Annotated in this window: 16 protein-coding genes; 8 read left to right on the plus strand and 8 right to left on the minus strand. The window is 70.7% G+C overall.

What is annotated here, in order from left to right; all coding sequences use genetic code 11:
- Nucleotides 1–115: 115 nt before the first annotated feature.
- The gene (locus ACFHWY_RS10145; RefSeq protein ID WP_416579864.1) at nt 116–1093 is read left to right on the plus strand and encodes a carbohydrate kinase family protein; all 978 of its coding nucleotides are present in this window, start codon (nt 116–118) and stop codon (nt 1091–1093) included.
- Nucleotides 1094–1357: 264 nt separating this feature from the next.
- On the opposite strand, the gene ACFHWY_RS10150 is transcribed toward ACFHWY_RS10145, so the two are convergent.
- The gene (locus ACFHWY_RS10150) at nt 1358–1609 is read right to left on the minus strand and encodes a sulfurtransferase TusA family protein (protein WP_416579865.1); all 252 of its coding nucleotides are present in this window, start codon (nt 1607–1609) and stop codon (nt 1358–1360) included.
- Nucleotides 1606–2757: a cysteine desulfurase family protein gene (locus ACFHWY_RS10155; RefSeq protein WP_416579866.1), complete on the minus strand. Its 1152-nt coding sequence runs from the start codon at nt 2755–2757 to the stop codon at nt 1606–1608. Before ACFHWY_RS10155 ends, ACFHWY_RS10150 begins: the two co-directional genes overlap by 4 nt.
- 194 nt (nt 2758–2951) lie before the next feature.
- Here ACFHWY_RS10155 and coxB point away from each other — a divergent pair, with 194 nt between their 5' ends.
- Together coxB and ACFHWY_RS10165 are read left to right on the plus strand one after the other, a co-directional pair.
- Complete coding sequence (gene coxB / locus ACFHWY_RS10160; protein ID WP_416579867.1) at nt 2952–3923, plus strand: cytochrome c oxidase subunit II; 972 nt, start codon at nt 2952–2954, stop codon at nt 3921–3923.
- A gap of 10 nt (nt 3924–3933) precedes the next feature.
- Nucleotides 3934–4362, plus strand: a complete 429-nt coding sequence (locus ACFHWY_RS10165; RefSeq protein WP_416579868.1) for a cytochrome c oxidase subunit 4 — start codon at nt 3934–3936, stop codon at nt 4360–4362.
- A 59-nt stretch (nt 4363–4421) separates the two neighbouring features.
- Here ACFHWY_RS10165 and trpD read toward each other — a convergent pair whose 3' ends face one another.
- The 3 genes from trpD to ACFHWY_RS10180 form a co-directional block, all read right to left on the minus strand.
- Complete coding sequence (gene trpD / locus ACFHWY_RS10170; protein WP_416579869.1) at nt 4422–5474, minus strand: anthranilate phosphoribosyltransferase; 1053 nt, start codon at nt 5472–5474, stop codon at nt 4422–4424.
- 83 nt (nt 5475–5557) lie between these two features.
- Nucleotides 5558–5953 carry a hypothetical protein gene (locus ACFHWY_RS10175; protein WP_416579870.1) on the minus strand — a complete coding sequence of 132 codons (396 nt, stop codon included), beginning with the start codon at nt 5951–5953 and terminating at the stop codon, nt 5558–5560.
- A 168-nt stretch (nt 5954–6121) separates the two neighbouring features.
- Entirely contained in the window at nt 6122–7063 is a 942-nt protein-coding gene (locus ACFHWY_RS10180; protein ID WP_416579945.1) for a cytochrome c oxidase assembly protein, read from the minus strand.
- 161 nt (nt 7064–7224) lie between these two features.
- On the opposite strand from ACFHWY_RS10180, the gene ACFHWY_RS10185 reads away from it, so the two are divergent.
- From ACFHWY_RS10185 to ACFHWY_RS10205, 5 genes are all read left to right on the plus strand, one after another.
- On the plus strand, nt 7225–7824 hold the full coding sequence (locus tag ACFHWY_RS10185) for a cytochrome c oxidase subunit 3 (protein ID WP_416579871.1): 600 nt from the start codon (nt 7225–7227) through the stop codon (nt 7822–7824).
- Between the two features lie 72 nt (nt 7825–7896).
- Nucleotides 7897–8736, plus strand: a complete 840-nt coding sequence (locus tag ACFHWY_RS10190; protein WP_416579872.1) for a cytochrome c — start codon at nt 7897–7899, stop codon at nt 8734–8736.
- A gap of 11 nt (nt 8737–8747) precedes the next feature.
- Complete coding sequence (locus tag ACFHWY_RS10195) at nt 8748–9824, plus strand: ubiquinol-cytochrome c reductase iron-sulfur subunit (RefSeq protein ID WP_416579873.1); 1077 nt, start codon at nt 8748–8750, stop codon at nt 9822–9824.
- Nucleotides 9821–11446, plus strand: a complete 1626-nt coding sequence (locus tag ACFHWY_RS10200; protein ID WP_416579874.1) for a cytochrome b N-terminal domain-containing protein — start codon at nt 9821–9823, stop codon at nt 11444–11446. The genes ACFHWY_RS10195 and ACFHWY_RS10200 overlap by 4 nt, the downstream gene beginning before the upstream one ends.
- 168 nt (nt 11447–11614) lie before the next feature.
- A complete protein-coding gene (locus tag ACFHWY_RS10205) occupies nt 11615–12289 on the plus strand; it encodes a DUF4142 domain-containing protein (RefSeq protein ID WP_416579875.1) in 675 nt (224 codons plus the stop codon).
- An 87-nt stretch (nt 12290–12376) separates the two neighbouring features.
- On the opposite strand, the gene ACFHWY_RS10210 is transcribed toward ACFHWY_RS10205, so the two are convergent.
- The 3 genes from ACFHWY_RS10210 to ACFHWY_RS10220 all read right to left on the minus strand — a co-directional run bounded on the left by ACFHWY_RS10210 (nt 12377) and on the right by ACFHWY_RS10220 (nt 14276).
- Entirely contained in the window at nt 12377–12664 is a 288-nt protein-coding gene (locus tag ACFHWY_RS10210) for an Lrp/AsnC family transcriptional regulator (RefSeq protein WP_416579876.1), read from the minus strand.
- 218 nt (nt 12665–12882) lie between these two features.
- Nucleotides 12883–13737 (minus strand): nucleotidyltransferase family protein, encoded by an 855-nt coding sequence (locus ACFHWY_RS10215; RefSeq protein WP_416579877.1) that lies wholly within the window; start codon nt 13735–13737, stop codon nt 12883–12885.
- Entirely contained in the window at nt 13734–14276 is a 543-nt protein-coding gene (locus tag ACFHWY_RS10220) for an NUDIX hydrolase (protein WP_416579878.1), read from the minus strand. Before ACFHWY_RS10220 ends, ACFHWY_RS10215 begins: the two co-directional genes overlap by 4 nt.
- Nucleotides 14277–14303: the final 27 nt, after the last annotated feature.

Raw genomic sequence — 14303 nt, forward strand, 5'->3', positions numbered from 1 at the left:
GGCCGCCCGCCGGGCGTCGACGGGAGGAGGCCGGTCAGGTCGAGTCGACCGGTGCCCGTGGTGGCATCGGGCCGGTAGGCTGACCGCGCCCCGCTCCCGACCCCCGAGGGTTGCCATGAAGATCGCCGTGACCGGCTCGATCGCCACCGACCACCTGATGAGCTTCCCGGGTCGGTTCGCCGACCAGCTGATCGCCGACCAACTGCACAAGGTCTCGCTCTCCTTCCTGGTGGACGATCTGGTGCTGCGCCGCGGCGGGGTGGCGGCCAACATCGCGTTCGGCATGGGGCAGCTCGGCCTGCGCTCGGTGCTGCTCGGTGCCGTCGGCGCGGACTTCGCCGACTACCGCTCGTGGCTGGAGCGGCACGGGGTGGACTGCGACTCGGTGCACACCAGCGAGGTGGCGCACACCGCACGCTTCGTCTGTACCACCGACACCGACATGTGTCAGATCGCGTCGTTCTATGCGGGCGCGATGAGCGAGGCCCGCAACATCGAGCTGCACCCCGTCGCGCAGCGCCTCGGCGGGCTGGACCTGGTACTGGTCAGCGCGAACGACCCGGAGGCGATGCTGCGCCACTCCGCCGAGTGCCGTGAGCGGGGCTACGCCTTCGTCGCCGACCCCTCCCAGCAGCTCGCCCGGATGGCCGGCGAGGACGTGTCGTCGCTGATCGACGGCGCCGAGTACCTGATGACCAACGACTACGAGAAGTCGCTGCTGCAGAGCAAGGCCGGGCTGAGCGACGACCAGTTGCTGGAGCGGGTGCGGGTCCGGGTCACCACGCTGGGCAAGCACGGTGTGGAGATCGCCGGGCGGGACATGGACCCGATCCACGTGCCGATTGCCCGGGAGGCCCGGGCGGTCGACCCCACCGGCGTCGGCGACGGCTTCCGCGCCGGCTTCTTCACGGCGCTGTCCTGGGGCGTCGGGCTGGAGCGTGCCGCCCAGGTCGGCTCGCTGCTCGCCGCGCTGGTCCTGGAGACCGTGGGCACCCAGGAGTACCAGGTGCGCCACGACCTGTTCGTCAAGCGCCTCGCCGAGTCCTACGGCGACGAGGCCGCCGACGAGATCCGTCCACACCTGTTGCCCTGAACCCACCGAGCGCAGCCGGACCCAGATCTGGAAACTGGGATCTGCGAGCGACATACCCTGGTAGACGAGGTGCGCGAGCTGGGCGCGTCGGGTCTCGTCGCCGTTGACCCGCGGGCCCTCACCGGGCGCTTCTGGAGCCCGGACAGCGCCGTACGCCTTCTCTCGCTCCGGCCGTCGGCTGCGCTCGCCGTGGATCGACGCCGCGTCGAACCGCTGAGAGGGGGCCCTGCCTATCCGCCAGGCGTTATCAAGGTCCCCCTCCTTTCACCTCGACCGGCGGACGTCGTAGGCGGGGCCGGGCGCGGGGCCGAGGAACTCCTGGTCGCGCATCCGGCACCAGGCCGGAATGTCGACCCCCGCCGCCGGGTCGTCGGCCAGCACCCGGATCACCGCGCCCACCGGCAGTTCGGGCAGCCGGCGGGCGAGCGCGATCACCGGCAGCGGGCAGCGTTGACCGAGGCAGTCGAGTACCTCGGGGCGCCGGCCGTCGGCGACGGGGCCGCCGGGGGCGGTCACAGCCCCACCACCCCCGCCTGTTCCCGCAGCTCGGCGACGATCTGCGGGAGTTCGGCAAGGAAACGGTCCACGTCGGCCTCGGTGTTGCCGGAGTGCAGCGAGACCCGCACGTTGCCGTGTGAGAGCGCCCCCATCGCCTCCAGCACGTGCGACGGGCGCACCGTGGAGGAGGTGCACGACGAGCCCGACGACACGGCGAAGCCCCGCCGGTTCAGCGCGTGCAGCAGTGCCTCGGCGTCGACGTACAGGCAGGAGAAGGTGACCAAGTGCGGCAGCCGGCGCTCCGGGTCGCCCACCACCTCGACGTCCGGCACCTCGGCGGCCACCCGGGCGCGGATCCGGTCCACCAGCGGCGACAGCCGGATCGCGTGCTCCGCCGCGTCGGCCGCCGCCGCGCGCAGGCCGGCCGCCGCCGCCACCACCGCGGGCAGGTTCAGTGTGCCGGGCGTACGCCCCGACTCGCGCTCGTCGGCGGGCCACGGTGACTCCCAGCGGACGCCCTTGCGGACCACCAGCAGGCCGACGCCGGGCGGCCCGCCCCACTTGCGGGCGCTCGCGGTCAACACCGACCAGCCTGCCGGCACCGGCACCCGGCCCACCATCTGGGCGGCGTCGACGTACAGCGGCACACCCACGTCTGCGCAGGCGGTCGCGGCGACCTCGACGGGCTGCACGGTGCCCACCTCGTGGCTGGCCGCGATCAGGGCGGCCAGCGCCACCCCGGGACCGGCCACGGCCGCCGACCAGGCGGCCAGATCCAGCCGGCCGAGCCGGTCGACCGGCACCTCGACGGCAGTGCCGCCCCGCGCCGCGTGGTGTTCGGCGGCGTGCAGCACGGCCGAGTGTTCGATCGCCGAGTGCACCAGCGCGCCGCCGGTGCGCCTCCGCCCGTGCAGGCCACCGAGCACGGCGGTGTGCGCGGCGCTGGTGCCACTGGCGGTGAAGGACACTTCGTCGGGGCGTACGCCCAGGGTCTCCGCCGTGGCCTCGCGGGCGGCGTCGAGCAACTGGCGAGCGCGCCGCGCCGCGGAGTAGAGCCGGGCCGGGTCGGCCCAGCCGTCGTCGAGTGCGGCCAGCAGCGCCTGCCGGGCGACCGGGTGCAGCGGCGCGGCGGTGGCCGCGTCCAGGTAGACCGGGGAAGGAATCACGTTTGCCCACGCTATCGCCTAGGTCGGGAAAGGATCCCCCGTCAGGTGCGGACAACGACCCCAACCGGCTCCAGCCCGTCATGGTCGAGTAATCTGCGACCGTCGGTGACGCCTTTGCCGCCGGTGTGCCGGTTCCGGCTACGGAGCCGGCCAGAACGAGCAGACACCGCGGCGCGCTAGGGAGGCAGGACCAGGTGGTCGCAAGGAGTTCGGAGGTACGGCCGAAGGCCGTGCGACGCAGCGCATCCCCAGGAGCCGGTGGGCGGCGCGGGCGTCGTGCCGGGCGGCTCGCCGGGCTCGGATTCGGTGGCGCCGCGCTGCTGGTCCTGCTCACGGGCTGTGACGTCGGGGCGGCGTTCGGCGGCTTCGGCTGGCCGCAGGGCGGCATCACCCCCGAGGCGCGCCGGATGTACGACCTGTGGATCGCCTCGTGTGTCGCGGCTCTCGCGGTCGGCTTCCTCGTCTGGGGCCTGATCTTCTGGTGCGTCGTGCGCTACCGCAAGCGCGGCAACGAACTGCCGGTGCAGACCCGCTACAACCTGCCGATGGAGTTCCTCTACACCATCGCGCCGGTGCTGATCGTCTCCGTGCTCTTCTACTACACGGCGGTCGTGCAGACGGACGTGGTGAGGACCACCAGGAACCCGGACGTGACCGTCGAGGTCGTCGGCTTCAAGTGGAACTGGCAGTTCAACTACCGCGACGGGCAGGGCACCGAGGCGGACACCGTCGCGTCGGTCCTCGGCACCAGCGAGGTCGTTCCGATCCTGGTGCTGCCGACCGGCCGGTCGATCCGGTTCGAGGAGACCAGCCGGGACGTGATCCACTCGTTCTGGGTGCCGGAGATGCTGTTCAAGCGGGACGTGATGCCGGGCAGCATCCGCAACGTCTTCGAGGTCTCCTCGCTGGAGTCCGAGGGGGCGTACGTGGGTCGCTGCGCCGAGCTGTGTGGCAGCTACCACGCCTTCATGAACTTCGAGCTGCGGGTGGTCTCGCCGGAGAACTTCGACCGGTTCCTCGCGGCCAAGCAGGACGGCGCCTCCACCCAGGCGGCACTGACCGTGATCGACGAGGATCCGTACGCGGTGACCACGAGGCCGTTCGAGACGCGGCGTACCGAGAGCAACTTCAACCCGGACACTGCTCCGGCCGGCGCGGGAAGCTGAGGTAACCGGCATGAAGACCGAGTGGCGTATCTTCCTGATCATCGCCGGGTTCCTGCTCTTCGCGACCGTCCTGTACGGCGGCTGGACGGCGGCCGACTCTGGCGGCCAGGTCGAGTGGATCGGCACGGTGGCTCTGCTGCTGTCGTTCCTGCTCTGCACGATGTGCGGCGGTTTCTTCTGGTTCGTCTCGCGGCGCATCGACCTGCGTCCCGAGGACCGGCCGGACGCCGAGATCGCCGACGGCGCGGGCGAGATCGGCTTCTTCAGCCCGGGCAGCTACTGGCCGTTCGGTCTGGCCCTGGCTGCCGCGACCGCCGGTCTGGGTCTGGTGTTCTGGCAGTTCTGGCTGATCGGCCTCGGTCTGCTGTTGGTGATCCTGGCGGCGTGCGGCCTGCTGTTCGAGTACTACTCCGGCACCCGGCGCACCGCCGAGCACTGACCTACGCGACACTCGAAGGCCCGCCCCTCCGACCGGGGGCGGGCCTTCTCGTCGGTTGATCAAGCTGAGGCGGTGTTGGCGACCTCGATCCAGCGGTCGAGCGTGCGGGCGGCGGCGCCGGAGTCGATCGACTCGGCAGCCCGGCCCAGGCCGGCGCGCAGCGCCTCGGTCAGGTCACCGACCATCGGGCCCTGAGTGGCCAGCGCCGCCGCGGCGTTGACCAGGACGGCGTCGCGTACCGGGCCGGGCTCACCGGCGAGCAGGCGCCGGGTCACGTCGGCGTTGCAGGGCGCGTCGCCACCGCGCAGGTCGGCGAGGGTGGCCCGGGGTACGCCGAGGTCGGTCGCGTCCACCACGGTCTCCCTGACGGCACCGTTCTGCGCGATCCAGCACCGGGTCGCGGCGGCGGTGGTGAACTCGTCCAGTCCGTCCTCGCCCCGCATCACCAGCACCGAGTCGCCGCGGGCCGCGAAGACCGCCGCCATCACTGGTGCCATAGTGGCGTCGAAGCAGCCGACGGCACCGGCACGAGGACGGGCCGGGTTGGTCAACGGGCCGAGGAAGTTGAACGCCGTGGGTACGCCGAGTTCCCGGCGTACCGGGCCGGCGTGGCGCATGCCGGGGTGGAACCGGGCGGCGAAACAGAAGCCGATACCCGCCTCGGCCACGCACCTGGCCACGTCGTCGGGCCCGAGGTCCAGCGGCACACCGAGGAACTCCAGCAGGTCGGCGGTGCCGCAGGAGGAGGAGGCCGCCCGGTTGCCGTGCTTGACCACGCGCACGCCAGCGCCGGCGACGACCAGCGCGGTCATCGTGGAGATGTTCACCGTGTGCGCGAGATCCCCGCCGGTGCCCACCACGTCGAGTGCGCTCGCGCGTACCTCCTCGGGCAGCTCGACCCGGACGGCCCGGCTGAGCATCGCCTCGACCAGCCCGCTCACCTCGGCCGGGGTCTCGCCCTTGGCGCGCAGCGCGACGGCGAAGCCGGCGATCTGGGCCGGGGCCGCCGAGCCGGACATGATCTCGCCCATTGCCCAGGCGGTGTCGGCGGTGGAGAGTTCCGTTCCGCGCAGCAGCGTGGTGAGCAGGTGCGGCCAGGTCCGATCGCCCATGCGGGCCTCCCGAGCAGACGGTAACGGGTGGGACGGGCACGGCGCCGGCTCGCCCGGCGCCGTGGCGGTGCCGGAGTGGGGCGTCAGGCGGGTGCGTGGGTCCGCAGCAGCTCGGTGACGGCGGCGGCGGTCGTCACCGGGTCGAGCGGATACACCAGGGTGGCGTCGACCTCGGCGTAGGAGGCCAGCCACCGGTCGGCGGCGCGGGCGATCACCACACAGGTCGGGGGAGCGGTCTCGTAGTCGTCCTTGACCTGCCGGGCGATGCCGATGCCGCCGCCGGGCGTGGCCTCGCCGTCGAGCAGCATCAGGTCGATCTGGTAGTCGTCGACCAGCCGGACGCAGTCGGCGTAGGTGGCTGCCTCGACGAACTCGACGCGCAGGTCGGTCGCCGGTCGGGTGCCAACGGCCAGCCGCATCCGGTCCCGCACCTGCGGGTCGTCGCTGTAGAGCAGGACGGTGCACAGACGCTCGCTCATGCCGACACTCCGCTTCGCTTCCTGCCGTCCGAACCGGCCGCCGCGGCAGGTCGGTCGACCCGCCCGCTGATGGCTGGCGAGACGGCGCTCATCTCGTAGCTGCGTGGCCGATCGTACCGGTCGGCGTGGTGGGGGTGGCGCGCCGCCCCGCGTCGAACCCGCCGCGGCTCAGGCAGCGGATTCCGCGGCGCGCTGGCGGGCTTCCTGGCGGTCCAGCTCGCGGTCGATCCGGCGGGCCTCCCGCTCGGCCTGGCGCATCCACTGCACGACCAGCACCGCGAGCATCGTCACACTGACGAACTCGCCACCGGCCCACAGGATCCCGCCGGCGAGCATCTGGTCCTCCCACGGGTCGGCCCAGCCTAGCCCGAGCGAGGGGTACCAGTCGCCGCCGAAGAGGGTGGTGCTCTGCATGACGGTCAGGCCGAGGACGGTGTGGAACGGCACCGACAGCAGCATCAGCAGTGCCCGCCCCGGGTAGGGCCAGCGCCCCGGCAGCGGGTCCAGGCCGAGCAGCGGCCAGAAGAACACGCAGCCCGTCATGATGAAGTGCGCGTGCACCACCTCGTGTGCCCAGGCGTGTTCCAGGGTGTAGCGGTACAGGTCGGTGAAGTACAGCGCGAACGGGTTCACCACGAAGATGGCGAACGCCACCAGCGGGAAGGTGTAGACCCGGGCGACCCGGCTGTGCACCACCGCGAGTAGCCGCTTGCGCGGGCCGGTCGGCAGGGTGCGCAGGGCCAGCGTCACCGGTGCGCCGAGCGCCAGGAAGATCGGCGAGACCATGGACAGCACCATGTGCTGGACCATGTGCACCGACAGCAGCGTGGTGTCGTACGCGTGCAACCCGCTGACCGTCACCGAGGTGATGCCGCCGAGACCGGGGCCGAGGAAGAAGATCGTCCGGGCGATCGACCAACGGTCGCCGCGTACCCGCAGCCGGTGCACGCCGTAGAGGTAGAGGCCGGCGGCGAGCACCAGGCCCACAGCGAGCCAGCTGTCCAGGCGGGCCTCGGTGAACACGGAGGTGACCGAGAACGGCGGTGGGGCTGCCTCTGCCGCCAGCGGCCCGGCGCCGGCCGTCACCTCAGTCCCGCCCGCGCCGGTCACGCTCGCCGTTGGCGGCGGTGCGGTCGAGCTGGCCAGGAAGATCGGATGCGGCACGCCAATCAGCCTAGGTCAGGCGAACCGGTCGGTACCGATCGGGCCATGTGCACCCCGGTTTGGCCCCCCGCTGATCGCCGGCCGTGGTCAAGGGCAATAATGACCCCGTGACTGCGGCCCCAGCCATTGACAAGAGCCGGATCCACTCTCTGACGCGGCCCAACATGGTCAGCGTCGGGACGATCGTCTGGCTCTCCAGCGAGCTCATGTTCTTCGCGGCGCTGTTCGCGATGTACTTCTCCATCCGCGCGGCGGCGCCGGAGCAGTGGGCGGAGCACACCGAGGTCCTCAACATCCCGTACGCGACCACCTTCACGGTGATCCTGGTGTTGTCCTCGGTGACCTGCCAGATCGGCGTGTTCGCCGCCGAGCGGGGTGACGTGCACGCGCTGCGGCGCTGGTTCACGATCACCTTCGTGATGGGCCTGATCTTCGTCCTCGGCCAGGTGAACGAGTACCGCGAGCTGGTGCATCACGGCATCAAGATCAATAGTGACGGCTACGGGTCGATGTTCTACCTGACCACCGGCTTCCACGGCCTGCACGTCGCCGGTGGTCTGGTCGCCTTCGTGATCTTCATGATCCGTACCACCATGGGCCGGTTCACTCCGGCGCAGGCCACCTCGGCGATCGTGGTGTCGTACTACTGGCACTTCGTCGACGTCGTGTGGATCGGGCTGTACGCCATGATCTACTGGCTTCAGTGATCTTGGCGTGCCAGTCGGCTAACCGCTGCTCCACCCCCGCAGACAAGGTCCAACCGGTTAAGGACACAGGTCATGACTTCTGACAACGACCGCCGACGCGGTCTGCTCGCGCGGCTGCGCGAGCGGCCCGTGGCGCGCAGCAGGGGCCGCCGTCGGCTGGGTGCCGCGGTCCGGCTGGTCGCCGCGCTGATGCTGGCCGGCGGTGCCTACACCGTCCTCGCCCCCGGCGCGTCAGCGCAGGAGAACCCGCCGTTGAGCGGTGCCGCCGCAGAGGGCAAGGCGCTGTTCGACGTGAGCTGTGTGAGCTGTCACGGTCGCAACGCGCAGGGAGTCGAGGACCGCGGACCAAGCCTGATCGGCGTCGGCGCGGCCTCGGTCGAGTTCCAGGTCGGCACCGGCCGGATGCCGATGGCCCGGCAGGAGGCGCAGGCCGCGCGCAAGCCCGAGGTGTTCACCCGGGACGAGATCGACCAGCTCGCCGCGTACGTCCAGGAACTGGGCGGTGGACCGGTCGTGCCGGCCGGTGACAACCTGCACGCTGACGGCAACGTCGCGATCGGCGGTGAGCTGTACCGGATCAACTGCTCGCAGTGCCACGCGTTCAGCGGCGGCGGCGGCGCGCTCTCCTCCGGAAAGTACGCGCCGAGCCTGTCGCCGGCCACCGACCGCCAGATCTATGCGGCGATGTTGAGTGGCCCGCAGAACATGCCGGTCTTCGGGGACAACCAGATCACCCCGGAGCAGAAGGCGGACATCATCGCCTACATCCAGCAGTCCCTGAAGCACGACGGCGACCCGGGCGGCTTCTTCAACCTGGGCCGGTACGGGCCGTCCACCGAAGGTGTCGCGATCTTCCTGGTCGGCATCGTCGCGCTCGTCTTCGCCAGCCTGTGGATCGCGGGCAAGTCGTGAGCGGGGGAACGATGAGCAGGCAGACCGAGCAGCCGGCCGGCCAGGAGCCCTTCGACGTGGACGACCCCCGGCTGACCCGGTTCGACATCGTCCGGGAGGGTGCCCGTCGGGACGACATCGAGATCGTCCACTACGAGCCGCAGGTGGTAGCGGGCAGCAAGGCCGAGCGCCGGCTGGTCCGTACGGTGGCGGGGTTCTTCCTGCTCACCGGTCTGGCGGCGACCGCCTTCCTGGTGCTCTACATCTGGTGGCCCTGGGAGTACCAGCCCGGTAGCGGCGGCGACAAGCTCTACACCCCGCTGCTTGGCCTGACCCTCGGTGTCGCCCTGCTCGCCGTCGGCTTCGGCATTCTCACCTGGGGCAAGAAGCTGCTGCCGAAGGAGGTGTCGATCCAGGACCGGCACGGGGGCGTCTCGACCGAGGACCAGAAGATCACCGGCCAGACCATGGCCTACATGACCGACGAGCTGGGTGTTAGGCGTCGGCCGCTGCTCGGTGTGTCGCTGCTGGCCGGTCTGGCGCCGGTGGGCGCGGTCGCCGCGGCGCCGCTGGTGGGTGCGTTGATCTCCGACCCGCACAAGGACGACCAGATGATGACCACCGGGTTCGCCCCGCAGGACGGCCAGAGGATCCGGCTGGTCCGCGAGGACGGGCGGCCGATCCGGCCGGCGGACATCAGCTCCGGCGGCCAGATCACCGTCTTCCCCGGCGTGGAGCACGGCGTGAGCAACCGGTACGCCGACTCGCCCGCCCTGCTGATCCACCTGCGGGACGCCGACGCCGAGGAATCGCGCCGCAACAACGAGCGCGAGGGGCACGGCGACTACATGTGGGGCAACTACGCCGCGTACTCGAAGATCTGCACGCACGCCGGCTGCCCGGCGAGCCTGTACGAGCAGCAGACCAATCGCCTGCTGTGCCCGTGTCACCAGTCGCAGTTCCTGATCACCGACAACGCCAAGCCCATCTTCGGTCCCGCGAGCCGGCGGCTGCCGCAGTTGCCGATCGAGGTGGATGCCGAGGGATACTTCGTGGCGAGGTCCGACTACACTGAAACCGTCGGGCCTGACTTCTGGGAGCGGCCGTGAAGCGGCGAAAGTTTGACATTGCAGCGGCACCCGCCAACACCGGGCGGGCCGTCGACGAGCGTTTCCAGGTGGCGACCCCCCTACGCCGGCTGCTGAACAAGGTCTTCCCCGACCACTGGTCGTTCCTGCTCGGCGAGATCGCGCTCTTCTCGTTCGTGGTCCTGCTGCTGACCGGTGTCTTCCTGACCTTCTTCTACGAGCCGGCGCTGACCGAGGTCATCTACAACGGCAGCTATGCACCACTGCGGGGCACGCCGATGTCGGTCGCCTACGCCTCAACCCTGGACATCTCCTTCGACGTCCGCGGTGGCCTGATCATGCGCCAGATGCACCACTGGGCGGCTCTGCTGTTCATGGCCGCGATCGTGGTGCACATGCTGCGGGTGTTCTTCACCGGCGCGTTCCGTAAGCCGCGCGAGACCAACTGGATCATCGGCTCGCTGCTGTTCTGGGTCGGCTTCCTGGCCGGCTTCACCGGTTACTCGCTGCCGGACGACGGACTCTCCGGCACCGGCCTGCGGATCGCCTCGGCGATCATGCTGTCCATCCCCGTGATCGGTTCCTGGGTGACCGCGGCGGTCTTCAACGGCGAGTTCCCCGGCACGATCATCATCAGCCGGTTCTTCATCGCCCACGTGCTGCTCATCCCGGGCCTGCTGATCGCGTTGATCAGCGTTCACCTGGGGTTGGTCTTCAAGCAGAAGCACACCCAGTGGCCAGGCCCCGGACGGACCAACGCCAACGTGGTCGGCGAGCGGATGTTCCCCCGCTACGCGATCAAGCAGGGCGGCTTCTTCATGGTCGTCTTCGGGGTCATCGCGCTGATGGGTGGCCTGTTCCAGATCAACCCGATCTGGTTGTTCGGTCCGTACGAGGCGTGGGTGGTCTCGGCCGCCAGTCAGCCCGACTGGTACGTCATGTTCCTTGACGGCTCGACCCGGTTGATGCCGGACTGGGAGATCTACATACCCATCGGCGACGGGTACGTGATTCCACCGCTGTTCTGGCCGACAGTGGTGCTACCCGGCATCCTGGTCGGGCTCTCCACGCTTTATCCGTTCCTGGAGGCCCGCTTCCTCAAGGACCACCGGAGCCACAACCTGCTCCAGCGTCCCCGCGACGTGCCGTTCCGTACCGGCCTGGGTGCCATGGCCGTCACGTTCTACGTGGTCCTGACCCTTTCCGGCGCGAACGACGTCATCGCCGACAAGTTCCACCTCAGCCTGAACGCGATGACCTGGGCCGGCCGGATCGGTCTGCTGATCCTTCCGCCGCTGGCCTACTACGTCACCTACCGGATCTGTCTCGGCCTGCAACAGCACGACCGGGAGGTGCTGGCCCACGGCGTGGAGACCGGCATCATCCGGCGCCTGCCGGACGGTCGGTTCGTGGAGGTGCACCAGCCGTTGAGTGCGGCCGACGGCAACGGGCACGGCGAGCTGGACTACGCCGGCTGGGTGGTTCCGAAGAAGATGAACCGGCTCGGTGCCCTCGGACCGGCCATCCGAGGTTTCTTCTACCCGATCGAGAAGCCGGTCGAGGCGCCGGTCTCACCGGGGCATCCGCCGGTCGAGCCGCGCGCCGACCGCGAGGAGATCGGTAGCGGGGACACCCGCCGCTGAGGTCCGCCACAGCGTGACGTGGCGCCTGCCGGAGACCTCCGGTGGGCGCCACCGCCGTTTCCGGTTGCCCCCCGTCCGTCGTTCCCTTCCCACCCGTCGGCGTAACGCAGGAATAACCCCGGCCAGCCGGGTATCCGTGCGGTCCAACGTCTCAACGGGGGAGGAAGCATGTTGGGTATGAAACGCCTCGGCCTGCTGGCCGCGCTGGTGCTGGTGGGTGTCGCACCCGCCGCGGCGGCGCAGGCGGCGCAGCCGTCGGAACAGGACACCCAGTACCTACAGGCAGTCCACCAGGTCAACCTGTACGAGATCGCCGCCGGTGAGCTGGCCCAGGAGAAGGGCCAGAACGAGCAGGTCAAGGAAGTGGCGCAGCAGTTCGTCACAGACCACACCGAACTGGACCAGTCGGTGCAGGACCTGGCCGGACAGCTCAACGTGGAGCTGCCGAGCGAACCCACCAGCGATCAGCGGTCGGCTCTCGACCAGCTGAACAACGCCAGTGGTGCGGAGTTCGACCGGCTCTGGGTGACCCAGGAACTGGCCGGCCACGTCCAGGCCATCCAGGCGACCCAGACGGAGATCTCGCAGGGCACCGAGCCGCAGGTGGTGCAGCTGGCGCAGACCGCGCTACCGGTCCTGCAAGCGCACTACGACGCTCTGGTGATGTTGGCGGAGGATCTCGGCATCCCGGTTCCGGAGACCAGCCCGTCCGGTACGGCCAGCCCGGGTGGCACCGCTCCGGCTCCGGGTGGCACCACGCCGACCCCCGGTGAGACCTTCACCGAGGAGGCACCGGCTCCGGGTGGCACCGTCACCGAGAGCCCGCAGCCGCAGCAGAGCTGAGCTGGCGGTAGGTGCCGAACTGCGGCACGTGCCGAGCCGGTCCACCCCACGGGTGGACCGGCTCGTGGCCGGCTGGCAGCCGGTGGCTCAGTCCGTGCTGCCCAACCCGATGGCGAAGGCCACCTCCAGGTCGTGCCGGGAGTACGCGCGAAAGGCGATGTGCGACTCGGTGTTTAGCACCCCCGGCACCTTCGAGATGCTGCCGGCGATCACCTGGGCGATCTCGTCGAACTCGCGGACCCGGACCATCGCGACCAGGTCGACGTGCCCGGCCACCGAGTAGACCTCGCTCACCCCGGGCAGGTTGGCCAGGGCCTCGGCCACCTCGGGGATCGAGTCGGTGGCGCAGTCGATCAGCACGATCGCGGTGATCACTGGTGGGCTCTCCGTTCGTCGGTGTCGCCGCCCATGCTAGCTACCGCCCGGGGCCGGTGTGGCGCGACCGGTCCAGGATGACAACTCCCGGTGACCGTCGCTCTGGGCGACAAGTGGGCGTCGAAGACGCTCCGACGCCCCTGGTTTCCCCATGCCAGCGGCCCACCGGCGCAGAGCAACCGTCGGTGAGGTGTGAGGGGGGCAAGGCCGGGCCGGGGTCAACCCGCCGGGACCGTCAGGTCGGCACCGACCCGGATCACGTCGCACAGGCGCTCGGCGGAGCCGACCGTGGCACCGGGCCAGACGACGCTGCGGGTCACCGTCCCCCGCACCACGGCGCCCGCACCGACCACCGATCGGTAGCACCGGCCGCTGACCGTGGCGGCCGGGTCGACCAGGCAACCGCCGCCAGCGGCGTGCAGGTTCGCGGCGAGATAGTCGGCCGGGGTGCCGGTGTCGACGAAGGTGCCCGGGAAGCCCACCACGGTCAGCCGGCCGGCGGCCTCGGCCGGACGCCACACGGCGCGTACCAGGTCGCCGAAGACCGCGGGCAGCTCGCGGACGAGCCGCCAGGGCAGTAGCGAGAAGCCGGTGAAGTGATGCCCGGCGAAGGTGCCCGGGGCCCGCGGGTCGCTGGCCGGTTGGCCGAGCAGGCGCACCGTCTCGCCGTCCCAACCGTGCAGCAGCGCCGCGATGTCCGGGCCGGGTGGTCGCTCCGGGTCGGCGAGGTACGCGTCGGCGTTGCCGACCAGCACGCCCCGGCCGGCTATCCAGTCCCGCAGGTTTCCCACCCCGCCCGCCGTGCCGAGCGGGGTGCCCGGTTCCACCGAGAGATGAGCCCGGCCATCCACCTGTCGCCCAACCAGGTCGCCGAGATAGCAGGCGTTGACCGCAACCGTCGCCGGGCAGGTCAGGCCCAGCCCGGCGAGCCGCGCCAGCGCCCGGTCCAGCAGTGGGACGTTACCCACCGGGCAGAGTGCCTTGGGCACCCGCTCGGTCAGCGGACGCAACCGGGTGCCCTCGCCAGCGGCGAGCACCACCGCACAGATCCCGCCGCCCGCCGGCCCGGTCACGGCGCGGCGTCGGGCAGCGGCGGTGGGAACTGACCGGCCAGCGGGCCGATGTCGTAGTGGCCCAGCAGGCGGGCCGTCGGCCAGGTCAGCTTCGGCAGGTCGTCCAGTGGGTGCCAGGCGGCCTCGAAGACCTCCGCGCCGTCGACGGTCAGCTCGGTGCTCGACGCCGGCACCTCGGCGGTGAACACCATGTCCACCCACCCCTTCGCGTGCACGATCGCGTTGGGCACCGCCGGGTTGAGCCGGGCGGGAGGCAGGCGCACGCCCGACTCCTCGTAGAGTTCACGAACTGCGCCGACCGCCGGGTTCTCGCCACGTTGCAGCAGCCCGGCAGGGAGCGTCCACCCCCGTCCCGGCGGCTGGCGAAGCAGCAGCAGACGCCCAGCCCCGCCGGCCTCGCTGTCGCGGACCAGGGTGACGGCGCCGACGATGTACTTGGAGACGGCCATCCGCACCAGCCGGCGGCGCACCGGTAGCGGTAGCCGGTAGAAGACCTGGTAGGCGACGGCGCGTCCAGTACGGCGCGTGCGGGGGATCATGAGTCCAGGCTAGTAGCCGTGAGCCGT

Origin of the sequence: Micromonospora sp. LOL_024, assembly GCF_048060415.1 — a bacterium.
Taxonomy (GTDB): domain Bacteria; phylum Actinomycetota; class Actinomycetes; order Mycobacteriales; family Micromonosporaceae; genus Micromonospora.

Coding starts and splice junctions, on each gene's coding strand:
- ACFHWY_RS10145 (WP_416579864.1), top strand. CDS start 116: ATGAAGATCGCCGTGACCGGCTCGATCGCCACCGACCACCTGATGAGC.
- ACFHWY_RS10165 (WP_416579868.1), top strand. CDS start 3,934: ATGAAGACCGAGTGGCGTATCTTCCTGATCATCGCCGGGTTCCTGCTC.
- trpD (WP_416579869.1), bottom strand. CDS start 5,474: ATGGGCGATCGGACCTGGCCGCACCTGCTCACCACGCTGCTGCGCGGA.
- ACFHWY_RS10175 (WP_416579870.1), bottom strand. CDS start 5,953: ATGAGCGAGCGTCTGTGCACCGTCCTGCTCTACAGCGACGACCCGCAG.
- ACFHWY_RS10190 (WP_416579872.1), top strand. CDS start 7,897: ATGACTTCTGACAACGACCGCCGACGCGGTCTGCTCGCGCGGCTGCGC.
- ACFHWY_RS10195 (WP_416579873.1), top strand. CDS start 8,748: ATGAGCAGGCAGACCGAGCAGCCGGCCGGCCAGGAGCCCTTCGACGTG.
- ACFHWY_RS10205 (WP_416579875.1), top strand. CDS start 11,615: ATGTTGGGTATGAAACGCCTCGGCCTGCTGGCCGCGCTGGTGCTGGTG.
- ACFHWY_RS10220 (WP_416579878.1), bottom strand. CDS start 14,276: ATGATCCCCCGCACGCGCCGTACTGGACGCGCCGTCGCCTACCAGGTC.